Source organism: Pandoraea sp. PE-S2R-1 (genome assembly GCF_002179865.1).
GTDB lineage: Bacteria > Pseudomonadota > Gammaproteobacteria > Burkholderiales > Burkholderiaceae > Pandoraea.
This window is the reverse complement of the sequence record NZ_NGUR01000010.1, coordinates 931940-954216: the sequence shown is the minus strand read 5'-3', so window position 1 is coordinate 954216 and position 22277 is coordinate 931940. Positions and strand designations below refer to the sequence as shown.

Here is a 22277-nt window from a genome sequence, read left to right as displayed (position 1 = left end):
TCACTGCGAGGCGTGGCGGTTCAGCTTATTTCGTCAGCTTACTTCGCCAGCTTTGCACGGGCCGCGGCAATGGCGCGCTTCACTTGCTCGGGGGCGGTGCCACCGATGTGATTGCGGCTGGAGACCGAGCCTTCGAGCGTCAGGAAACCGAACACGTCTTCGCCCACGAGCGGCGAGAACTTCTGGAGTTCGGCCAGCGACAGGTCGGCCAGATCGATATCGCGATCCGAGCAGATCTTCACGGCGTGGGCCACGATTTCGTGCGCGTCACGGAACGGCAGGCCCTTCTTGACCAGATAGTCGGCCAGATCGGTCGCCGTCGAGAAGCCTTGCAGTGCGGCGTTGCGCATGTTCTCTTCACGCACCTTGATGCCCGGCACCATGTCCGCAAAGATACGCAGCGTGTCGATCACGGTGTCGACCGTGTCGAACAGCGGTTCCTTGTCTTCCTGATTGTCCTTGTTGTAGGCGAGCGGCTGGCCTTTCATCAGCGTCAGCAGCGCAATCAGGTGACCGTTCACGCGGCCGGTCTTGCCACGGGCCAGTTCCGGCACGTCGGGGTTCTTCTTCTGCGGCATGATCGAGCTGCCCGTGCAGAAACGGTCGGCCAGATCGATAAAGCCCACGCGCGGGCTCATCCACAGCACCAGCTCTTCCGAGAAGCGCGAGATGTGCGTCATCACGAGCGCGGCAGCGGCGGTGAATTCGATCGCGAAGTCGCGGTCCGACACGGCGTCGAGCGAGTTGGTGCAGACTTCTTCGAAGCCCAGCGTGGCGGCAACGCGTTCGCGGTCGATCGGGTAGCTCGTGCCGGCCAGCGCAGCAGCGCCCAGCGGCAGGCGGTTCACGCGGCGGCGCACGTCGATCATGCGCTCGGCGTCACGGCTGAACATCTCGAAATACGCCATCAGGTGGTGACCGAAGGTCACCGGCTGTGCGACTTGCAGGTGGGTAAAGCCCGGCAGGATCGTGGCGCTGTGTTGTTCTGCCAGATCGAGCAGCGCACTGCGCAGGTCGCCGAGGTGCGTGCCGATGCGGTCGATTTCGCTGCGCAGCCACAGGCGGATGTCGGTAGCGACCTGATCGTTACGCGAGCGGCCCGTGTGCAGGCGCTTGCCGGCGTCGCCGATCAGGGCGGTCAGGCGCGCTTCGATGTTCAGGTGAACGTCTTCGAGATCCAGTTGCCATTCGAATTCGCCACGCTCGATTTCACCGCGAATCTGCGTCATGCCGCGCTGGATATCGGCCAGATCCTGAGCACTGATGATGCCCTGTGCGGCCAGCATGTCGGCGTGAGCGAGCGACCCTTCGATGTCGAACAGGGCCATACGCTTGTCGAAGAATACCGACGCGGTATAGCGCTTGACGAGTTCGGAAACGGGTTCGGAAAAGCGAGCCGACCAGGCTTCGCCCTTCTTGTGGAGTTGGGAGGTCATTGTCGTAGCGTGGCTAATCGAGGCAGATTGAAGCGGACCGTAGTGAAAACACGGCAAACCGTGATTATACCAACGCCCGCGCCCCGTCAGGTCTTGGGGCTGATCGCGGGTGTTTGGGCACCTGTTCGCCCGCTCACCGGCCTACTCGCTCGAGGGTTCGGCCGTTCGTGCGTTCGGCTGTTCGCCTGCTACCCGCGCTGCCGCGACTGCCGGCGTCACTGCGCCATCGACAGCGTCCAGATACGCGGCGGCGCTGACAGGCACAGGCCGGAGGTCGCCTCGTCGAAGGCGGCGCGTTGCAGCGCTTCGAGTTTCGCCGTTTTCGCGATGCGCTCGCGTGCCTGATGAATGCGGGCCAGACGCGTCGGGTCGTCGGGCAGCGCGCAGAGATGGCCCAGGTCGTGCATCAGCGAGCCACCGAGCCGGTCGAGCGCCGGGCGCAGGCGCGTCGCGAGATCGACCGGTTGCCCCGGTGCACGCCCCTCGCGTGCCCAGCGGGCGAGCAGGGCGGTCTGCACGAGCTTGCCCGCTTCGATTTGCAGGCGGAAGAACGTGCGCGCTTGAGCCGGCGTCAGGCCGTACTGGCTGGCGCGCTCGCCGACGCTATCGAGCAGGGCCTGTTCGCGGGGCGTGTCCTGCACGGGTTTGCCGGAGCCGAATTTCGTGCGCGCGACCGCTTCGCTGATCGCCAGACGCTCCAAAATGCCGCGCATGAGCGGATCGAGGACAGGGTCGATGACCGGCGGTGGCGACGGCTGCGTCACCTTGCCTGCCAATGCCTGTGAGACCAGCCGCACCGCAAACCCCCGCAGTCCGTGCGGCGCGGCGGAAAATACGCCCGCGTCCTGTTGGGTATTCGCCGTGGCGGGAGCGGCGGTGGGGGAGACGGCGGATGGGGTTGCCGTATCGGCAATATCGCCCGCTGATGGCGCGCCGGCATGCGCGGGCGCGCTCAGAAGGCAGAGAGAGGCGAGGAGAGGTGCGAGCTGAGGTGCGAGGCGTGATGCAAAACGTGGTGCGAAGCACGTTGCGAAGCCAGAAGCGAGAACGGTGCCGTGTAGCTGCGCACGTTGAACCGCCGTTCGCACGCGGCGCGCATGCGGCAACAACAGAAGGGAATGCATGATGGATTGGCCCCCCGGCAACAATCGAATCGGATGCGTCGCAATATACCGCCCTATCGACCGGTTTGTCGTTGGGGAGAATCCCAAGGAACCAGCTGGCGTCGACGCGATTCCAGCCGCGTCGACGCCATGCTCGGGGAGGTCGCATTTGCCCCCATCCCCCTATTCGCTGGATCAGCCCGTATTACGCAGGCCGGCGGCGATGCCGTTAATCGACAGATGAATGCCGCGCCGCGCGCGCTCGTCCGATTCACCCGCACGGTGTCTGCGTAGCAGTTCCACTTGCAAGTGATTGAGTGGATCGAGGTACGGGAAGCGATTCTTGATCGAGCGGGCGAGCATCGGGTTGTCGGCCAGACGCTCTTCATGCCCGGTAATCAGGGCCAGCGCCTTCGACGTGCTCTCCCATTCCGCCACGATGCGGTCGAACACGTGCTTGCGCAGGGTCTCGTCGGGCACCAGCTCGGCATAGCGCGACGCCACGCCCAGATCGGTCTTGGCGAGCACCATGTCCATGTTCGACAGCAGGTTCGCGAAGAACGGCCAGTGCTTGACCATCTGGCGCAGCGTTTCCAGCCGTTCGTTGCGTGCCGAATCGTCTTGCGCGGCGTCGAGATACGCGGCGACCGCACTGCCAAAGCCGTACCAGCCGGTGATCAGCAGACGGCACTGGCCCCACGAGAAGCCCCACGGAATCGCCCGCAGGTCTTCGATGCGGCGTTGCTTCGGGTCCGAGAATTTGCGCGACGCAGGGCGCGATCCGATATTGAGCTCGGCGATCTCCGCAATCGGCGTGGCCGAGAAGAAGTAGTCGGTGAAGCCGGGCGTCTCGTAGACCAGATGACGATAGGCGCTGAACGCCGTGTCCGAGAGCGTCTGCATGACGGCTTCATAGGCGTCGAGCTGCGGCGGCTGGTTGCGGCTGGGCAGCAGCGTCGCTTCGAGCGTGGCCGCGACGATGGTCTCGAGATTGCGCCGCCCGATTTCGGGGTTGGCAAACTTGCTCGCGATGATCTCGCCCTGCTCGGTGAGGCGAATCTGCCCCTTCACCGTGCCCGGCGGTTGCGACAGGATGGCCTGATACGTCGGGCCACCGCCACGGCCCACGGTGCCGCCACGGCCATGGAAGAGCCGCAGCCGGATGCCTTTCTCCTCGAACAGGTGTACCAGCGCCAGTTCGGCCTTGTACAACTCCCAGTTCGACGTGAGAAAGCCACCGTCCTTGTTGCTGTCCGAGTAGCCGAGCATGACTTCCTGCTCACCGCCTTGCTGCGTCACCACGTCGGCCATGCCGGGGATGTCGAACAGCGCGCGCATGATGACCGGCGCGTTGCGCAAGTCGGCAATGGTCTCGAACAACGGGATGACCATCGCGCCGACCTTGATGCCGGTCGTGGGTTCGCCGTGCGCGTCGGTCACGTCGGCAGTGCCGAGCGCCCCTTGGAAGAGCCCTGTTTCCTTTTGCAGCAGCATGACTTCGACCAGATCGCTCACCGTCTCCGTGTGCGAAATGATGTAGTTGCGTACTGCACGTGCACCGAAGCGCGCCCGGATCTCGCGCGCAGCACCGAACACGGCCAACTCGTCGCGCGTGCGTTGCGAGTAGTCGAGATAAGGCGAGAACAGCGGGCGCGGTTCGCGTAGCTCTTGCAGCAGCAACGCGAGTTTTTCGTCCTCGGACAATTGCGCGTAATTCGCCTCGACGCCTGCTTTGGCGAACAGTTCGGCAATGACGGCTTCGTGCACGTCCGAACTCTGGCGCAGGTCGATGCTGGCCAGATGGAAGCCGAACACTTCGGCCGCGCGCACCAGCGGCCCGAGGCGCTGCGAAATCAGCGCGCCGCCGTGATGCGACATGAGCGATGCAACGACGGTATTCAGATCCGAGACGAACTCGGCGGCGTCGAGATACGGGCTGGCTTCGCCCACGGCGCCACGATGCGGCACGTGACCGACCCACGCGTGCGCGGTGGCTGCCAGCCGGGCGTACACGCCGATCAGCGCGCGGCGATACGGCTCGTCGGTGCGGTGCGGCGAATCGTCGGGCGAGCGCTTTGCGAGCGTGAGCAACGCGTCGCTGGCACCGGCGAGCAGTTGCGACACTGACAGCTCTGCACCGAGCAAGTGCACCTGTTCCAGATAGTGCGCAAAGATCTCGGTAGCCTGACGAGTGATCGCCAGTTGCAGCGTCTGCGCCGTCACATTCGGATTGCCGTCGCGATCGCCGCCGATCCAGCTGCCCATTTGCAGGAAACGGCCGAGTGCCTGCGGGCGCACGCCGGGCGCGGCTTCCGACAGCTCGGCGCTCACGTCGGCATACAGCCCCGGAATTTCGGTCAGGAACGTGCTGCGGTAATACGACAGCGCGTTGTCGATTTCGTCGGCCACCGTCAGGCGCGAACTACGCAGCATGCGTGTTTGCCAGAGGGTGGTCACGTAGGCACGCATCGCTTCGGTGTTGCGTGCCGATTCGCGTTCAGTGAGGGCGTCGTCGCGATGGGCGAGCAGGCGGGCGATCTCGCGCTCGGCATCGAGAATGCTCTTGCGTTGCACTTCGGTCGGGTGAGCGGTCAGCACCGGCACGATAAGCGCGCTCGCAAAGAACGCTTGCAGCGTAGCGGGATCGGCCAGACCGGCGTCTTTCAGGCTTTGCAGTGCGGCGGCGAGGCTGCCCGGTTGCGCCTTGCTGCCGGCAAGCGCGTGCACGCGGCGGCGGCGGTTGTGATGGCGGTCTTCGGCGATGTTCGCGAGATGAGAGAAGTAGCTGAACGCGCGCACCACCTGAATGGCCTGTTCGTTCGACAGGCCATTGAGCAGCGTATCGAGCGCTTGCGCGGCGCTGCGGTCGTCTTCGCGGTGAAAGCGCACGGCGTTCTGGCGAATGGTCTCGACCAGATCGAAGGCGTCGCTGCCTTGCTGCTCGCGCAGCACGTCGCCCAGCAGGCGGCCGAGGAAGCGGATGTCCTCGCGCAGCGGGGCGTCTTTGTCCTCGCGAGAGCGGCGGGCGCGTTCCTTGCCCGGCGGCGAAGCGGCTGCGGCCTCACCAGTAGTGGATGTGGCCGCCGATGCTGCTTCTGCGGGTGACGTGTTGCCGACCGACGGGGCGAGACCCTCTTGCGGGGTATCTGCCGTTGCGCTGCTCTTCATGTCGCTCCTCTCGAAGCCGGCAGTCTGAGCCGCCGGCCAAGCGTGATACCATTTTTTCTTTTGGTCTTCACGCGGTTGCTGAATGAACTTCGCTGCTCCTGAAACCCTGGTGATCGCTTCGCGCGAGAGCCGACTCGCCATGTGGCAAGCCGAACACGTGCGTGACGCGCTGCACAAATTATATCCGCAGTGTCATGTGAGTATCCTCGGCATGACCACTCGCGGTGACCAGATCCTCGACCGCTCGCTCGCCAAGGTCGGCGGCAAGGGGTTGTTCGTCAAAGAACTCGAACTCGCGCTCGCCGACGGACGCGCCGATCTGGCCGTGCATTCGCTCAAGGATGTGCCGATGCAACTGCCCGAGGGCTTCACGCTTGCTGCGGTGCTCGAGCGTGAAGACCCGTGCGATGCCTTCGTGAGTAACGACTACGACAGCCTCGATGCGCTGCCCGCCGGTGCGGTGGTCGGCACGTCGAGCCTGCGTCGCGAGGTGAGCTTGCGCACGCAGTATCCGCATCTGAAAGTGGCGCCGTTGCGCGGCAATCTCGATACGCGTCTGGGCAAGCTCGACCGTGGCGACTTCTCGGCGATCATTCTTGCCGCTGCCGGTTTGAAGCGTCTGGGTCTGGGTGAGCGTATCCGTGCCATTCTGCCACCGGAAGCGAGCCTGCCGGCGGCCGGTCAGGGCGCATTGGGCATCGAAGTGCGTGCCGGACGTCCCGAAATCCTGCAATGGCTCTCCCCGCTGCATGACGCCCGCACCACATTGGCTGTGAGCGCCGAGCGCGCGGTGTCGCGCGCGCTTGGCGGTTCGTGTCAGGTGCCGCTTGGCGCATTCGCGGAATTCGACGCACAAGGGGCGCTGTCGCTGCGCGCGTTCATCGCCTCGACGGACGGCGCCACGGTGCTTCGCGCCGAAGGCGCTGCTACGGTTGAACAAGGCGATGTCGCCGGTGCGGAGGCGCTTGGCAAGCGTGTGGCGCAGGAACTCATCGACGCGGGCGGGCTGGCACTGGTGCCGCCGTCCGAGCCGAAGGACTGACGCGTTTGGGCCCGCGCGCGCCGGTTCCCTCACGCTGTGTCATCCTGACGCGCCCCGACGGGCAGAGCGGGGCACTCGCCGCCGCCCTGCAAGCGCAAGGCATCGACTCGTTCGCCTTCCCGTTGCTGCACATTGCGGCGCAAGCCGACGCGGCCGCACTGGCGGCGCTCGATACCGCGCTGAACGATCTCTGTGCGTACGCACTGGCGGTGTTCGTCTCGCCGAACGCCGTGGCACATGCGTTGTCGCGGCTCGTGTTTCTGAAGTCGAGCGCGGGCGCCACATCGGTGAATACGGGAGCCACGGGAGCCACGGGAGCCAAGCGAGCTAACGCTGCTACGGGCGCTGCCGGCGCCGTAGCTTCAGCAACGGCATATTGGCCGGTGTCATTGCCGGTGGCCGTCGTTGGCCCGGGTAGTGCGCAGGCGCTGGCCGACGCGGGCATCTCGCCGCCGCAGCATCACGTGATCGTGCCCCCGGGCGGCCCTGATGCGCGCTTCGATTCCGAAGCGTTGCTGGCAGAACTCGATGTCGCCGCACTGGCCGGACGCCGCGTGCTGATCGTGCGCGGTGACGGCGGGCGTGAGCTGCTTGCCGACACGTTTCGCGCCGCCGGCGCTCAGGTCGACATCGTGAGCGCGTACACTCGACGTGCTCCAGCCCCGGATTCGGCTGTCTGGGCGGCGCTTGAAGCACGGCTGACCTCCAGCGTGCCTTGCGCATGGGTACTGACCAGCTCTGAAGCCGTGCGCCATCTGGCGACGATGCTGGCGGCCCGATACGGAACACAAGAAGGCGTACATACGCCCGGCACCCCGCACGTTCTGGCGCAAATCCTTGCGGCGCCGTGCTTTACGTCGCATGCGCGCATCGCCGATGCCGCGCGGGCTGCGGGGTTTGATAGGATTACGCAGTGCGCGGCTGGCGACGAGAACTTGCTGGCGGCACTCAAAACATGGGCGGATCCCATTCAAGTCAAGCATGACGACAGATAATCGCGTTCCCGAGTCTTCCCCAAATTCGCCGGCATCGACCGGCCCGGCGGCGTCCAGCCCCTCGTCTGCGCCCTATGGCACAGCGGGTGTGCCGCCCGCATGGACACCGCCCGAGCCGCCGCAAAAGCGCCGCGGCAGCGGGGCAGCCCTGCCGTGGCTGCTCTTCGTGCTGGTGTCGGCAGGCGCCGGCATCGGCGGCTGGTCCCTCAATCAGAAGCTCGACCGCGTGCAGCAGGAAATGGCCCGCCGCGCGCAGGCCGGCGACGCGCAGGTCATGCAGGCGCAGGTGCGCACCGCACAGGCGCTCGATAATCAGCGCGATTTGCAAAACCGGCTGACGGCGCTCGAAGGCCGCGTGGCCGATTCGCGCAGTCAGCAGGCCTCGCTCGAACAGCTCTATCAGGAACTCGCACACAACCGCGACGAGTGGGTGCTGGCCGAGACCGAGCAGATCGTCACGAGTGCCAACCAGCAGTTGCAGCTCACCGGCAACGTGCGCGGCGCGCTGATCGCGCTCGAAGGCGCCGATGCCCGTCTGGCACGCACCGGTGCACCGCAACTGGCCGGCGTTCGCGATGCGCTCAAGAAGGACATCGATCGTCTGAAGGCAGTCCCGGCGGCCGATTTGCCGCAACTGACCGGCAAGCTCGATCAGGCCATCGCGATGATCGACACCCTGCCGTTGCAAGCGGAAGAGCAACGGGCCGCACCGAAATCCGACGCCACCGGCCCGAGCGGCGCGGGCGACACCGGCTGGCGCGCCACGCTGGACCGTTTGTCGGGCGAGATGCTCGGCAGTCTCAAGCAATTGGTGCAGGTGCGCCGTCTGGACGACCCGGACGTGATGCTCGTCGCGCCGGAGCAGGGGGCGTTCCTGCGGGCCAACCTGAAGCTGCGCCTGCTGAATGCGCGTCTGGCGCTGCTCGCACGCAATGCGGCCGCCGTGCACACCGATGTGCTGGTGGCACAGGCTGCACTGGACAAGTACTTCGACGGCAAGTCGCGTCGCATCGGTGCGGTCAAAACGTTGCTCGATCAGGTCGATTCGGGTGCTCGCACCATCGAACTGCCCACGCTTGACGCCAGCCTGACCGCCATCGGTCAGGTCAAGGACGTCAAGGACAAGCCGTAAGGAGCTCTGGATGAGAGGATTGATCTGGTTGACGCTCCTGTTCGCGGTGGCGGCCGGCTTTGCCGTGCTGGCCACGTTCAATCACGGGCAGGTGGTAATGCTGGTGCCGCCGTACCGTGTGGACGTTTCGCTGAACCTTTTTGTGCTGGCATTGCTGGCGCTGTTCTTCGCGCTGTACGTCATCATTCGCGTGCTGCGCAACATCTACAAGATGCCGGAGCGTGTCGCGGCGTACCGCAATCGCCAACGCAGCCGTCGCGCGAACATTGCCTTGCGCGACGCCGTGGCCAATCTCTTCGCCGGTCGTTACACGCGTGCCGAGAAAGCGGCACGTGAAGCGGCCGAGCAGGACGATAACCGCGGTGTGGCGGCCATCATCGGCGCACGTGCGGCGCATCGCATGCGTGAGTTTGCGCGTCGTGACACGTGGCTCGCCGAAGCGCAGGGCGCGAATCTTGAAGAAGCGCGTCTGTTGCAGACGGCCGAGTTGCGCGTCGACACCCGCGACGCAGAAGGCGCGCTCGAAGCGCTGACTGAAATGCGGGCGCAAGGCGCACGCCGCATGCAGGCGCAATTGGTCGCGCTGCGGGCGCATCAGCACCTGAAGCACTGGCCTGAAGTCCTGAGTCTTCTCAAGGTACTGGAGAAGCGTGAAGCGCTGCACCCGGCGCTGGCGGCCAAGCTCAAGCAGACGGCCAGCGAAGGCATTCTGCGCGATCACCGCCACGATGCTGATGCGCTGCTCAAGTGCTGGCACGAGTTGCCGGCCGACGCGCGCACGTCGTCACGTACGGCGGATGTGGCAGCCGAGTTGCTGATTGCGCTCGATCGTCCGCGCGAAGCCCGCGACATCGTCGAAGCGGCATTGGCCGAGCATTGGGATCCGCGCCTGCTGCGCCGCTATGCCGACTGTGCTGGCGGTGATGCACTGCCGCTCATCCAGAAGGCCGAGGCGTGGCAGCAACGCCACCCGAACGATCCCGACCTGCTCTATGCACTGGGCAAGCTCTGCCAGCACCAACGCTTGTGGGGCAAGGCGCAGACGTTCCTCGAGGGCGCGTTGCGTCACACCGACGATCGTCATTTGCAGCAGCGTTTGCATCTGGCGCTCGCACAACTCTTCGAAGGGCTTGGCCAGATGGAACAGGCCAATCGCCATTACCGGGCGTGTGCAACGGCCTGAGTGGTACAAGACGACGCCAGCCCATGCGGCTGGCGTCTTCGCATTCGTCAGCCTAGTCTGCCGCGTAACTGCATTGCTGCCGGATCAGATCGTCAAAGTCCGGGCGAGCGTAGGCACGTGTGTCGTTGTCGCTGGTATGACGCAGATCGCGCAACATCGAGATCGCTTCGAGATCGGTTAATTCCAACGGGCAGTCCTCGTCTTCCAGCGTGGCGATTGCGACCAGTCGCGCGAGCACGTGTTCGGCATCCTCTGGCGAGCAGCGATCGATATGCAGGGCCGTCGCCAGCACCGCATCCTTGATATCGGCATCATGAGCGCGGGCCGCAGCGTCGAGCGTCGCTCGTATCACCCGAGGTAGCGAGCCCGCGGCACAGGTTTTGTACAAGGTATCGACCAGCGCATCCCAGCCCGAACCGCGTATGACCTTCGCCCCGATATCCAGCATCTCAAGTATTGCCACGTCGCGATCCTGCCCCGGCAAAGCACCGATGCATTTCGCTAACCGGTTGGCCGTCGACGCCTCGTAGTACCCCTCGCAGCGCTGGACACTGGCAAACGTGTCGCGCCAGGCATTCAGTCTCAATGCCGGCGGCATTGCGGCGATTGCCTCGAGATGGCGAGTCAGCGCGTTGTCGAAACGTGCGTTACGTGCGGTACGCACCAATGCTTTGGCCTCCGGCAGGAATTGTTCGGCAGACGCGTCGAACAGCAAGTCGACCACGGCGTGGGTGGTTCTTTGTTCGAGCATGTTGTGCAAGGCCAGCAAGTTTTCGAACGCCGAATTCCAACAGGTCAGTTTCGGGTTCGCTTCGAGCGAATGAAGCAGCCGTTCGAAATGCCGTTTGGCTTCCGGCAGCGGGGACGTTCTCAGATGCGCGCGTGTGGCCAACGCCGTCAGGCTTTTCGAATCGCCGGCGATATTGATCAAGGTTCCGTCCGTGGTACCCGCGGGCACTACGCGGTCGATGTCGAGCGCGCGGCGCGGTGTGACGACTTGTGTGAGGCGGGGCGCCGCGCGGGGCACGCATTCAGAGAAGAAGTTGGTGATGACGCTGAAATTCGCACCCCTTGCGCCATCAAAATCCGTGATGAACGAAGGCAGGTCGGCCCGATGGCGTTTTGCCGACGGTTCACCGCCGGTCGTCGGAGGCGTCAGTTGTTGAGGGGCGTTACCGGAAGGGCCGATAGAGAACAAGTCGAGCTCCGTTGATATCAGGGGAGCGGCAGAGTGTCACGAGGCCCGCGAGCGGGCTTTGGTTTTCGTTCAACCGATTACGTCCCGTAGACGCGCTCGGCAAGGCTTTCCAGCGCTTCGCTGAGCAGGGCATCGAAATCGGGCAATGGGTAACGTCGCGCTTGATCCAACTCGGTGGCGTTGCGCACCGCTTGCAGCGCGTCGAGCGATTGCTCGGTCGTGAAGACGTTCAGTTGCGCATATTCCGCGCGCATCGCCGCGAAGTTCGTGAGCGTGCTCACGATGACGTCGGCGTGGTCCTCGGGATAACGCGGCACCGCCTGAGCCAGCGCTTTCAGAACGTCCATGGTTTCGGCCGGATGCGAGGCGAGCGCGACGGCATCGAGCAGCGTTTGCGCCAGCGGCACGCGATCCCGCTCTGGGGTGACGTCCATCAGCACCGCCGCGAGTTCGCCCCAGCCCCCGGTGATCTCGCCGTCCTCAGTGTCGATGCCAGCCTTCAGCGTGCTTACGGCCGCCGCACTTCTGCTGTGTTCGGGCAGCGAGGGAATCACTCGGGCCAGCCGGGTCAGCCGGGAGGGATTGCAATAGTCGCCCGTGCGTCGAAGGCTGACGAGCGTGTTTTCCCACGTGAGCAAGGGCGTTGCGTCGCGTGTCGCGGCGCCCGAAGGCGGTGCCATCGACATGGCGTGCGTCTGTTGCAACCACGCGGCGTCGAGACGCGCCTCCACCGACTCGCTCGCCAGTGCGAACGCATGCCCGTGGCGATCGTCTTCCGAGTTCGGCAGGATGGCCAGAATGGCTTCGGTGATCCGGTTTTGCAGGGGAATCCGCAACGCCACCAGATGCTCGAACGCCTGTCCCCATTCCGGGCTCAAGGCAGACGCTTCGAGTCTCCCCGTCAGACGGCCAAACAGGCGTTGTGCGTCGGCAAGAGGAAGTCGTTTGAGACCGTCGCACAATTCCCGAAATTGCGGGCCGTCCGGATTCGCGGCGATGACTTGCAGTGTGGCGTCAAGTGCAGCATCAGGCAGTTCGGCGGCAGCGCGAATGAGTGCATCTTCTGCTGCGTTCAGCGCGATGGCGGGCGAGATACGCGATAACGCGGCACTGCGTGCTTGCTGCGCATCCCGACGTGTTGCGGATGCACGGTCGCGGTGCTCAGGGTGAATGAAGTCGCCGGCCGGCGCATCGCGCATCGTAGGGTGCTCATCGACGGCGGGTCTCCCGCTGTCGGTGGACCCGGAGATCGTCGAAGACGAATCGTCGGCGATGGAATCGGCCGGCGAGCGCGTCGGGGTGGCATGGTAAGCGTTGACTGGAAGCACGGCGGAGTCCTATGACAAGGAGGGCGGAGACGATGAGAAACATCGTGCCGCCCCGCCTGCTCCGTCACTTTCATGCAGCGCTCATCCACCGTAGAGGCGCACCCTCAATTACCCGTTCCAGCCGGCTCACTCGACACTCACGCCACTCAATCGATCGCCGCCACTGCCTCGTTCGCCGAACTCTGCCGCAGCGGAATCTCCGGCAGCCGGCTGAGCGCCACGATGGCGAGTGCCGCGACAAGCGCACTGCCACCGAAGAATGCGCCGAACGCGAGACGCAGATGATCTTCCATCCCGGCCGGTGCCCCGCCGGGGCGCAGGAAATCGGTCAACTCGTGCGGTGCCGAACCGTCGCCGCCCATCACCAGCAACCCGACGATGATTGCCCCGAACAGAGCGACGCCGATCATGCCGCCCAACGCACGGAAGAACGCGTGCGCGGCAGTGGCGATACCGATATCGCGCGGCGCGACAGCGTTCTGCGTGGCCACCGTCATGACCGGCATGGCCGAGCCGAAGCCGATGCCGACCAGCCCCAGACACGCACCGATGACCACAAGCGGCAGCGACTCCACGCCGATGGCGATCACCGCGAGCCCCAGCAATGCGGCAGGCAACCCGATCTGCGGCGGGCGCTTGTAATGTCCGGTCGCCCGCATGTAATGCCCGGACGAGAGCGCCCCGATCACGATGCCGAGCAACGGCAGTATCAGCATCAGTCCCGAACTACTGGCCGACTGGCCGCGTTGCAATTGCAGATAGAGCGGCACGTAAATGCCGATGCTGATGTTCACCATCATCACCAGCACGGCCATCGTCGAGGTCACGCGAAACACCGGGTTGGCGAGCAAGGCGAGCGGCAGCAGCGGCTCGGCCGCACTGCGCTGGCGTCGCAGGAACGCTGCACCCACTACGACCGTCACCACGATCAAGCCGACAATTTCCTTCGACACCCACGGGTAGCGATGACCACCCCACGTGAGTGCGAGCAGCAATGCCACCGTCGAGACGATCAACAGCAGCGAGCCCAGATAATCGATGGTCGGACGCCCGACACGGCGGGGCAGACGGCGCAGTGCGCGGTCGCTCAGATAGATCGCGAGCAGACCCAGCGGGATGTTGATCCAGAAGATGAGTGTCCAGTTGAGGTACTGCGCGAACACGCCGCCCGTCACTGGCCCGGCGACGCCCGAGACCGCAAACATCCCCGAAATGTAACCCTGATACCGCCCGCGTTCACGCGGCGAGACGATGTCGGCGATGACTGTATTGGATAGGGCGATTAACCCGCCGCCGCCCAGCCCCTGCACGCCACGCGCAATGATGAGCGTGAGCATGGTGGGTGCGAGCGCACACAAAATCGAGCCGACCAGAAACACCGCGACGCTCAGCGCGATGATGCCGCGCCGCCCAAACAGATCGGAGAGTTTGCCGACGATCGGTGTGATCGCGGTCGACGAGAGCAGATACGCGGTGACGACCCACGACACGGCGTCGAAGCTGCCCAGATCGCGGGCAATCGTCGGCAGCGCCGGCGCGACGATGGTCTGGTCGAGCGAGCCGAGAAACATGATGAGCAGCAGGCCGGAGAGAATCGACTTGATCTCGGCGGGCGTGAGCGAGACGCCGGCCGGCGTCGTCTGTGAGTCGTTGGCGGGCATGCGGTTTCGGGGAAAAAAACAGGCCATCCCGGAGCGGATGGCCTGATGCATGTTACTCCCAAGGCGGGCACTCGACTACAACGCCCGCCGCGTCTCGGTCTTGGCGATCAAGACGCTGTTTTATACAGCGATCCGGCGGCGCGTCGAAAAATCCCTCCGTTCCATACGCTGGAATCAGCCGGAATCGCCTCGACGCGCCATCGCCGTCACTGGTTCACCAGCCGCGCCGGCACGGCGAGCGTGAGCAGACCGCCGATCACCATGAACGCCGTGAGCAGGTACATACCGCTGTTGGTGCTTTGCGTGGTGTCTTTGAGAAAGCCGATCAGGTAGGGGCCCACGAAGCCCGCGAGGTTACCCAGCGAGTTGATCATCGCGATACCGGCGGCGGCGGCCGTGCCGCCCAGAAACGCCGTGGGCAGGCTCCAGAACAGCGGCAGCACGATCATGATGCCCATGGTGCCGAACGTGAGCGCGAGCATGGCCAGTTGCGTGTTGTGGCTCCACGTCGTTGACAGGAACAGCCCCACCGCGCCGATGAATGCCGGGATGGCGATGTGCCAGCGGCGCTCGCCGCGCATGTCGGAGCGCCGGCCGACCAGCACCATCGCAATGACCGCAAAGAAGTACGGAATTGCGGTGAGCAGCCCGATTTGCAGCGGATCGGTCACCCCGGTGCCCTTGACGATCGTCGGCAGCCAGAAGCCCACGCCGTAGAGGCCGATCACGAACGAGAAGTAGATCAGGCTCATCATCCACACGCGCGGGCTGGAGAACACCTGCGCGAGCGGCAGATCTTCCTTGCTGAGCACGTCGCTCGCGATGTTGCGCTCCAGCATGGACTTCTCGGCTTCGTTGAGCCACTTGGCATCGCGAATGCGGTCATCGAGCACGAACAGCACCACGATGCCGATGATCACCGACGGAATCGCTTCGAGCAGGAACATCCACTGCCAGCCGGCCAGCCCGGAGACGCCCGTCATGTCCTTGAGAATCCAGCCCGAGATCGGTCCGCCGATCAGCCCCGAGAGCGCCACGGCTGTCATGAACCATGCGGTCATGCGTCCGCGCCGCGAGGCCGGGTACCAATAGGTGATGTAGAGAATGATGCCGGGGAAGAAGCCCGCTTCGGCCACGCCGAGCAGGAATCGCATGACGTAGAACATTGAGGGCGTGGTGACGAACATCGTCGCGCCCGAGATGATGCCCCACGAAATCATGATGCGGGCGATCCATACGCGTGCGCCGACGCGGTGCAGGATCACGTTGCTCGGCACTTCGAAGATGAAGTAGCCGATGAAGAAGATGCCGGCGCCGAGGCCGAACACCGTCTCGGAGAATTGCAGATCACCGACCATCTGCAACTTGGCAAAGCCCACGTTCACGCGATCGAGGTACGCGACCACGTAGCACAGCAGCAAAAACGGAATCAACCGCCAGCCCACCTTGCGGTAGGTGGCTTCTTCGAAGCCCGCCGGCAGCGAGTCTGCCATCGGCGTGGGGGGCGTCGGAATGCTATTCATACGGATCTCCTCCGGAATGACGTTGTGTTGTCTGTCGTTATGTGTGTTCGACAACTACGGTGCTACGGTGCGATGCGCTGCACAAACTGCAAATAGCGAGAAAAGCAAAAGCAAGGGCAAAGGCAAAGGCAAAAGCGATGTCAGATGCAGCGCCCGCCGTCCACTTCGAGGCAGACGCCGGTGATGAAGGCGGCGTCGTCGCTGGCCAGATAAAGGCACGCGTTGGCGATGTCCTGTGGTGTGGAGAAGCGTCCGAGCGGAATGCCTGCGAGGAATTTGGCGCGGTTCTCGGGGGTGTTGGGCACGCCCATGAAGTCGGCGGTCAGGCCCGTGTCGCCGATGACCGGATTGACGCAGTTCACGCGAATGTTGTTCGGCCCGAACTCGGCGGCCATGGCCTTGCTGGCAGTGATCACGGCGCCTTTGCTGCCGTTGTACCAGACGAGCCCCGGGCGCGGGCGCACGCCGGCGGTGGAGGCGATGTTGATCATCACGCCGCCGCCGCGTTGCAGGAAGTAGGGGACCATCGCCCGCGCGCTCCAGAAGATGCTCTTTACGTTGACCGCATACACGCGATCGAACTCGGCCTCCGTCACTTCCAGCAGCGGCTTGTTGCGATGGGTGGTGCCCGCGTTGTTCACCACGATGTCCAACTGGCCGAAGCGCGTCACGGCCTCGTCGAGCAGGGTGACGTGATCGCCCTCGCGAGAGACATCGCCGTAGACGAATGCGGCACGTCCCCCGGCTTCGGTGATCTCGTTGGCAACGCGCTCACCCGCTTCGCGATTCAGATCGTTGACGATCACCGCAGCGCCTTCGTGCGCAAACGTCTTGGCGATACCTTCACCGAAACCCGAACCCGCCCCCGTGACGATCGCCACTTTGTCTTGCAAACGCATGCCTTGTCTCCTCCGTGCCTGATGAAAATAAGGGATCAGGGAATCATCCGTGCCGGATGGCAACGGTCTTGAGCGTGGTGAAGCCGTACAGCGCTTCGAAACCTTTCTCGCGTCCGTGGCCGGAGTGCCGCATGCCGCCGAAGGGCAACTCCACGCCGCCGCCTGCGCCATAGTTGTTGATGAACACCTGCCCCGCGCGAATCGAGCGGGCGAGCCGCATCTGGCGTCCGCCGTCTCGCGTCCACACGCCAGCGGCGAGGCCGTAGAGCGTGCCGTTGGCGAGCCGTACGGCATCGGCTTCATCCGTGAAGGGCATGGCGGCGAGCACCGGGCCGAACACTTCCTCGCGGGCGAGCCGGTGCTCGGCCGGCACGTCGCGCAGCAACGTCGGCGCTTGATAGAAACCGCTTTCCGGCGCGCTGCCCACGACTTCGCCTTGCGACATCAGCGCGATACCGTCGTGCTGCGCTTCGGAGAGGAAATCCCACACGCGTTGCTGTTGCTTCGCGTTGATGAGCGGCCCGAGATCGAGATCGTCACGCGAGGGCCCGACGCGCAGCTTCGCAAACGCTTCGGCCAGATGGGCGAGCACCGTTTCATACGCGTCGCGTTGGACGAGCAGACGGCTGCCGGCCGAACACGTCTGCCCGGCGTTCTGCACGATGGCGTTCACGACGACCGGCAACACGGCGTCCATGTCGGCATCGGCAAACACGATCTGCGGCGACTTGCCGCCCAGCTCCAGCGTGACCGGCGTGTGATTTTCGGCGGCCATTTGCGAGATCAGCATGCCGGTGGCAGGCGAGCCCGTGAACGAAATGTGATCGATGCCCGGGTGCCGTGCCAGCGCGGCGCCGGCCTCGGCCCCGTAACCCGTCACGATGTTGAGCGCACCGGGCGGCAGACCGGCGTCAGCGGCCAGTTCTGCCACACGCAGCAACGACAGACAGGCGTCTTCGGCGGGTTTGACTACGCATGCGTTGCCGGTGGCGAGCGCCGCAGCGACACTGCGCCCGAAGATCTGCAACGGGTAGTTCCAGGGAATGATGTGCCCCGTCACGCCATGCGGCTCGCGCACGGTAAAGACGGTGTAGCCCTGCTGATACGGAATGGTCTCGCCGTGCAGCTTGTCGGCAGCACCGGCGTAGAACTCGAAGTAACGCACGATGGCCGCCGCATCGGCGCGCGCCTGTTTGAGGGGCTTGCCGGTGTCGCGCGCTTCGAGTTGCGCGAGGGCTTCGTGGTGTTTGGCGAGAGTGTTGGCAATGGCGTAAAGCACGCGGCCCCGCTCTGCTGCGGAGAATGCCCCCCATTCGCCATCGAACGCCGCGCGGGCCGTTTTCACGGCACGGTCGATGTCTTCGGCGTCGCCACGGGCAATTTGCGTGAACGGCTGACCATCGGACGGGTCGATGACGGGAATCGCCGGGCTTTTCGCCGGAGCGACCCATTGGTTGCCGATGAAGTGTGTAGCTTCTGGCATGTCGACTGCACCTCGCGTCGGGTTGGACGATCGGATGATTTCGGATGACGTCGGTCATTATCACTTAACTCACGAGGGCATTGACCGTCGTATGAGGCGCATCCGCATAAACACCTAATTCAATTGCAATGCAATTAAAGAGATTTTATTGCAATTTTTTCTCGCCTATCCTTGATCACATCGGATCGCCAGACGAGTGGATTCATTCAGGAGCAGGTGGGCAATGAACGACGCTTTAACGCATGAGACGCTGATTGGGCAGTTGCAGGCCACGCTGGGCACGACGGCTGTGCTCACCGGCGCGGCCGACACCGACGGCTACACCGAAGACTGGCGCGGCCGTTACCACGGCGAAGCGCTGTGCGTCGTGCTGCCGTCGTCGACCGAACAGGTCAGCGCCGTCGTGAAGCTCTGCGCCGCTGCCGGCATTCCCATCCTGCCGCAAGGCGGCAACACGAGCCTGTGTGGCGGCTCGGTCCCGGCCAACGACGGCCGTGCGCCCGTCATCATCAATCTGGCGCGCATGCGCCACATTCGCCAAGTCGATGCCGCCAACGGCTCGATGGTGGTGGAAGCCGGTTGCATTCTGAAGACCGTGCAGGACACCGCCGCCGACGTTGGCCGTCTCTACCCGGTGAGTCTCGGCGCGGAAGGGTCGTGCCAGATCGGCGGCACGCTCTCGACCAATGCGGGCGGCACCAGCGTGCTGCGCTACGGCAACACGCGCGAGAACGTGCTCGGCCTCGAAGTCGTGCTCGCTGACGGCACCGTCTGGGACGGGCTGCGCGCACTGCGCAAAGACAACACCGGTATCGATCTCAAGCATCTGTTCATCGGCGCCGAAGGCACGTTGGGCATCATCACCGCGGCGGCGCTCAAACTGCATCCGCTGCCCACGCATCACTCGCTCGCGTGGTTTGCGCCGCGCGATCCGGCCGCCGCACTGCAAATTCTCGGCATGTTCCAAAGCGCCTGCGGCTCGCGCCTGTCGGCCTTCGAAATCATGAACCGTCACCAGCTCGATCTGGTGCTCGCCAATGTGCCCAATCGCCGCAATCCGCTGGCAGGCGAACATACGTGGCACGTGCTGGTCGAACTGGGCGACACCCGCGACGCCGACGTGCTCGAAGCGGTGCTGACCGAAACGCTGGGTGCGGCCATCGAACAAGGGCTGGTCGAAGACGCGGTCATCGCCGCGAACGAGACGCAGCGCGCCGATCTGTGGGAAGTGCGTCACAGCGTGAGCGAAGCCAACAAGAAGGCCGCTGTCGGCCTGACCACCGATTGCGCTGTGCCGGTCTCGAGCGTGCCCGAATTCATCGCGGCGGCCACGCGTGCCGTGCATGACATCGTGCCGGGCCTGGACATCGCGATCGTTGGCCACATGGGCGACGGCAATGTGCACTTCATCCCGATGTTCTCGTTCGACGCCTGGGAAGCACTCAGCGATTCAGCGAGCATGGGCGACGCAATGCGTGCCTGCGTGAACGACGTGGCAGCACGCCTGTCGGGCACGTTCAGCGCCGAGCATGGCGTGGGCCAGACGGGCCTGCCGCTGATGGCGCGCTACAAGTCGACGACTGAGCTCGCCCTCATGCGCACCGTGAAGGCGGCGCTCGATCCGCAACAGTTGCTCAACCCGGGCCGCCTGATTCCCTGATTCACCGATCCCCCGAATTCATCCCCCTCGTTTCACAGCTTTATCGCAAGTGTTGTTATTGAGTTGCCATAAATGCGCGCGCGGCGGCCGGTGCCCAAGTTCCTGACCGTACCGACTGCACCGATCGTCGCCGCGCCCAACCCTCCCAGACCGGAGACCACGATGAAACGCAAGACCTCCGCACTCCCCAGTAATCCAAGCGATCTCGCAGACAACCAAAGCACCGACGCGCTCGCGCAACCGGGTCGCCGCACCGCCATGAAGACGGCGCTGGTGGGCGCCGCTGCCGTAGCGTTCCCGTTCGTGTGGACGCCTTCGCGCGCCGCCACCAAGCGCATCGTGGTGCGCGACGACGGTGGTATCTACACCAAGGCGTACGACGCCGTGTACTACAAGCCGTTCTTCGAGAAGACCGGCATTCAGGTGGTGGGCGTGCAGGCCAACGCCGAACCGACCGCGCAGATCAAGAGCATGGTCGATGCGGGCAGCTACACGTGGGACATGGCCAAGATCAGCCAGCCGGCCATTCTGCTGCTGACCTCGGGAGGCAAGGAATATCTGGAGCGTCACGGTCTCGAAGCCGACCCGGTCATTGCCAAGATTCCGGCGCAATACATGTCGCCGTTCGGCGTGGGCACCAACGTGTATTCCACGGTGCTCGCCTATCGCACCGATGCGTTCAAGGGCCGCAAGGCACCGACGTCGTGGGCCGACCTGTGGAACGTGAAGGATTTCCCGGGCCGCCGTTCGATTCGCAAGTATCCGTTCGACACCATCGAAGAAGCGCTGCTCGCCGACGGCGTGGCGGCGGGTTCGGTGTATCCGGCCGACTTCGATCGCGCCTTCAAGAGTCTGGACAAGATCGCCAAGCACGTGGACGTGTGGTGGACCACCGGCGCACAAGTCGAGCAGATGCTCGGTTCGGGCGAAGTGGACATGGTGGCCACGTGGGCCTCGCGCGCGCAGTCGGCACAAGCCAACGGCGTGCCGGTGCAGATCGTGTGGAACCAGAACATCTGGGGTTGCGATAACTGGTCGATTCTCAAGGGCACGCCCAACGCGGCCGCCTGCCGCGAGTTCATCAAGTTTGCAAGCGACCCGAAGCGCCAGGCCGATCTGGTCAAGTATTTCCCGGCCGGTATGACGCAGCCCGAGGCGTTCAACTACGTCAAGCCCGAGATCGCCAAAAACTGCCCGACGTTCCCCGAGAACATGAAGAGCGGCGTGCACATCGACGCAAAGTTCTGGCAACAGAACCAGAGCGCGGCGCTCGAGCGTTTCAATCGCTGGATCCTGACCTGATCCTCACCTGCGGTTCCGTTTCACGTTTTTACGGGTGCTGATCTCATGACCGTTGCCAATCTCCAAGTTTCGGGCCTCTGCAAGCGCTACGGCGATTTCGTCGCACTTGCACCGACCGATCTCGACGTCGCCCAGGGCGAATTTCTGACCTTGCTCGGGCCTAGCGGCTCGGGCAAGACCACGCTGCTCTCGCTGATCGCCGGTCTGTCGCAGCCCGATGCGGGCGCTATCCGCATCAACGGGGCCGATGTCACGTACGGCGCGCCGTACGAGCGCGACATCGGCATGGTGTTTCAGAACTACGCGCTGTTTCCTCACATGACCGTGGCGGAGAACATCGCGTTCCCGTTGCAGATGCGCCGCACCGACAGCGCCACCGCGCGCCAGAAGGTGATGCAGGCGCTGGAGATGGTGCACCTGCCGCACGTGGCCGAGCGCTATCCGCGCGAGCTCTCGGGCGGTCAGCAGCAACGCATTGCGCTCGCGCGCTGCATGGTCTACCGGCCGTCGATCATTCTGATGGACGAGCCGCTGGGTGCGCTCGACAAGAAGCTGCGCGATCACATGCAGCTCGAAATCAAGCGCATTCACCGCGAACTGGGCACGACCATCGTGTACGTGACGCACGATCAGGAAGAAGCGATGACGATGTCCGATCGCATCTGCCTGATGAACGCGGGCGAGATCGCGCAACTGGGCACGCCCGACGATCTGTATTTCCGTCCGAAGAGTGTGTTCGTGGCCGACTTCCTTGGCGAATCGAACCTGCTCGACGCCACGGTGCTGGAGCGTGCCGGTGATCAGGTGCGCGTGGCGATGCCGGGCGTGGAGGGCGGCGCCGCGATGGTCTACGACCCGCAGGTCGAGCGCGGCAAGCCGGTCAAGCTGATGTTGCGTCCGCAGAACCTGCACGTGCAGGAAGGGGCGGCGAACACTGACGGCGTGGCGACGATTTCGGCGAAGCTCACCGACATCATGGTCACGGGCGGCATGACCAAGCTGTATCTGCAATCGCAGGCCACCGGCAGCGACACGAGCAAGTCGCTGATCGCGGCATTTCCGACGCATCGTCGCGGCAACCGCTTCGAGATCGGGCAGACGCTCGGCCTCGCGTGGCGTGCCGACGACGCTGTGGCCATCGCGGGGTAAGTCATGAGTGCTTCC

16 protein-coding genes are annotated in these 22277 nt (G+C 64.4%); 7 read left to right on the top strand and 9 right to left on the bottom strand.

Annotated elements, in window-relative coordinates; translation table 11 throughout:
• Nucleotides 1–38: 38 nt before the first annotated feature.
• The 3 genes from argH to ppc all read right to left on the bottom strand — a co-directional run bounded on the left by argH (nucleotide 39) and on the right by ppc (nucleotide 5707).
• Nucleotides 39–1436: an argininosuccinate lyase gene (gene argH / locus CDV44_RS14640; protein WP_058375434.1), complete on the bottom strand. Its 1398-nt coding sequence runs from the start codon at nucleotides 1434–1436 to the stop codon at nucleotides 39–41.
• 215 nt (nucleotides 1437–1651) lie between these two features.
• Entirely contained in the window at nucleotides 1652–2233 is a 582-nt protein-coding gene (gene aroQ, locus CDV44_RS28070) for a gamma subclass chorismate mutase AroQ (RefSeq protein ID WP_170935990.1), read from the bottom strand.
• A gap of 501 nt (nucleotides 2234–2734) precedes the next feature.
• A complete protein-coding gene (gene ppc / locus CDV44_RS14630; protein ID WP_087688630.1) occupies nucleotides 2735–5707 on the bottom strand; it encodes a phosphoenolpyruvate carboxylase in 2973 nt (990 codons plus the stop codon).
• A gap of 82 nt (nucleotides 5708–5789) precedes the next feature.
• On the opposite strand from ppc, the gene hemC reads away from it, so the two are divergent.
• The 4 genes from hemC to CDV44_RS14610 are packed head-to-tail and all read left to right on the top strand — an operon-like array spanning nucleotide 5790 to nucleotide 10059.
• Complete coding sequence (gene hemC / locus CDV44_RS14625; protein ID WP_087688629.1) at nucleotides 5790–6749, top strand: hydroxymethylbilane synthase; 960 nt, start codon at nucleotides 5790–5792, stop codon at nucleotides 6747–6749.
• 5 nt (nucleotides 6750–6754) lie between these two features.
• Nucleotides 6755–7744 carry a uroporphyrinogen-III synthase gene (locus CDV44_RS14620; protein WP_087688628.1) on the top strand — a complete coding sequence of 330 codons (990 nt, stop codon included), beginning with the start codon at nucleotides 6755–6757 and terminating at the stop codon, nucleotides 7742–7744.
• Entirely contained in the window at nucleotides 7731–8876 is a 1146-nt protein-coding gene (locus tag CDV44_RS14615; protein WP_170935989.1) for a uroporphyrinogen-III C-methyltransferase, read from the top strand. The genes CDV44_RS14620 and CDV44_RS14615 overlap by 14 nt, the downstream gene beginning before the upstream one ends.
• Nucleotides 8877–8886: 10 nt before the next feature.
• Nucleotides 8887–10059: a heme biosynthesis HemY N-terminal domain-containing protein gene (locus CDV44_RS14610; protein ID WP_058375428.1), complete on the top strand. Its 1173-nt coding sequence runs from the start codon at nucleotides 8887–8889 to the stop codon at nucleotides 10057–10059.
• A 52-nt stretch (nucleotides 10060–10111) separates the two neighbouring features.
• Here CDV44_RS14610 and CDV44_RS14605 read toward each other — a convergent pair whose 3' ends face one another.
• The 6 genes from CDV44_RS14605 to CDV44_RS14580 form a co-directional block, all read right to left on the bottom strand.
• The gene (locus CDV44_RS14605) at nucleotides 10112–10990 is read right to left on the bottom strand and encodes a hypothetical protein (protein ID WP_141118741.1); all 879 of its coding nucleotides are present in this window, start codon (nucleotides 10988–10990) and stop codon (nucleotides 10112–10114) included.
• Nucleotides 10991–11334: 344 nt separating this feature from the next.
• A complete protein-coding gene (locus CDV44_RS14600) occupies nucleotides 11335–12585 on the bottom strand; it encodes a hypothetical protein (protein WP_141118740.1) in 1251 nt (416 codons plus the stop codon).
• Between the two features lie 146 nt (nucleotides 12586–12731).
• Nucleotides 12732–14246, bottom strand: a complete 1515-nt coding sequence (locus CDV44_RS14595) for an MDR family MFS transporter (protein WP_170935988.1) — start codon at nucleotides 14244–14246, stop codon at nucleotides 12732–12734.
• Nucleotides 14247–14452: 206 nt separating this feature from the next.
• A complete protein-coding gene (locus CDV44_RS14590; RefSeq protein WP_087688623.1) occupies nucleotides 14453–15769 on the bottom strand; it encodes an MFS transporter in 1317 nt (438 codons plus the stop codon).
• Nucleotides 15770–15909: 140 nt separating this feature from the next.
• Nucleotides 15910–16668, bottom strand: coding sequence for an SDR family oxidoreductase (locus CDV44_RS14585; protein WP_058375423.1), 759 nt, complete (start codon nucleotides 16666–16668; stop codon nucleotides 15910–15912).
• 43 nt (nucleotides 16669–16711) lie between these two features.
• Nucleotides 16712–18151 carry an aldehyde dehydrogenase family protein gene (locus CDV44_RS14580; protein ID WP_087688622.1) on the bottom strand — a complete coding sequence of 480 codons (1440 nt, stop codon included), beginning with the start codon at nucleotides 18149–18151 and terminating at the stop codon, nucleotides 16712–16714.
• 223 nt (nucleotides 18152–18374) lie between these two features.
• Here CDV44_RS14580 and CDV44_RS14575 point away from each other — a divergent pair, with 223 nt between their 5' ends.
• The 3 genes from CDV44_RS14575 (at nucleotide 18375) to CDV44_RS14565 (ending at nucleotide 22262) form a co-directional block, all read left to right on the top strand.
• Nucleotides 18375–19811: an FAD-binding oxidoreductase gene (locus CDV44_RS14575; protein WP_087688621.1), complete on the top strand. Its 1437-nt coding sequence runs from the start codon at nucleotides 18375–18377 to the stop codon at nucleotides 19809–19811.
• A 258-nt stretch (nucleotides 19812–20069) separates the two neighbouring features.
• Nucleotides 20070–21113, top strand: a complete 1044-nt coding sequence (locus tag CDV44_RS14570) for an ABC transporter substrate-binding protein (protein ID WP_249277571.1) — start codon at nucleotides 20070–20072, stop codon at nucleotides 21111–21113.
• Nucleotides 21114–21158: 45 nt separating this feature from the next.
• Nucleotides 21159–22262 (top strand): ABC transporter ATP-binding protein, encoded by a 1104-nt coding sequence (locus CDV44_RS14565; protein ID WP_087688619.1) that lies wholly within the window; start codon nucleotides 21159–21161, stop codon nucleotides 22260–22262.
• The last annotated feature ends 15 nt before the right edge of the window (nucleotides 22263–22277 follow it).

Coding starts and splice junctions, on each gene's coding strand:
- argH (WP_058375434.1), bottom strand. CDS start 1,436: ATGACCTCCCAACTCCACAAGAAGGGCGAAGCCTGGTCGGCTCGCTTT.
- ppc (WP_087688630.1), bottom strand. CDS start 5,707: ATGAAGAGCAGCGCAACGGCAGATACCCCGCAAGAGGGTCTCGCCCCG.
- hemC (WP_087688629.1), top strand. CDS start 5,790: ATGAACTTCGCTGCTCCTGAAACCCTGGTGATCGCTTCGCGCGAGAGC.
- CDV44_RS14615 (WP_170935989.1), top strand. CDS start 7,731: ATGACGACAGATAATCGCGTTCCCGAGTCTTCCCCAAATTCGCCGGCA.
- CDV44_RS14610 (WP_058375428.1), top strand. CDS start 8,887: ATGAGAGGATTGATCTGGTTGACGCTCCTGTTCGCGGTGGCGGCCGGC.
- CDV44_RS14595 (WP_170935988.1), bottom strand. CDS start 14,246: ATGCCCGCCAACGACTCACAGACGACGCCGGCCGGCGTCTCGCTCACG.
- CDV44_RS14590 (WP_087688623.1), bottom strand. CDS start 15,769: ATGAATAGCATTCCGACGCCCCCCACGCCGATGGCAGACTCGCTGCCG.
- CDV44_RS14585 (WP_058375423.1), bottom strand. CDS start 16,668: ATGCGTTTGCAAGACAAAGTGGCGATCGTCACGGGGGCGGGTTCGGGT.
- CDV44_RS14580 (WP_087688622.1), bottom strand. CDS start 18,151: ATGCCAGAAGCTACACACTTCATCGGCAACCAATGGGTCGCTCCGGCG.
- CDV44_RS14575 (WP_087688621.1), top strand. CDS start 18,375: ATGAACGACGCTTTAACGCATGAGACGCTGATTGGGCAGTTGCAGGCC.
- CDV44_RS14570 (WP_249277571.1), top strand. CDS start 20,070: ATGAAGACGGCGCTGGTGGGCGCCGCTGCCGTAGCGTTCCCGTTCGTG.
- CDV44_RS14565 (WP_087688619.1), top strand. CDS start 21,159: ATGACCGTTGCCAATCTCCAAGTTTCGGGCCTCTGCAAGCGCTACGGC.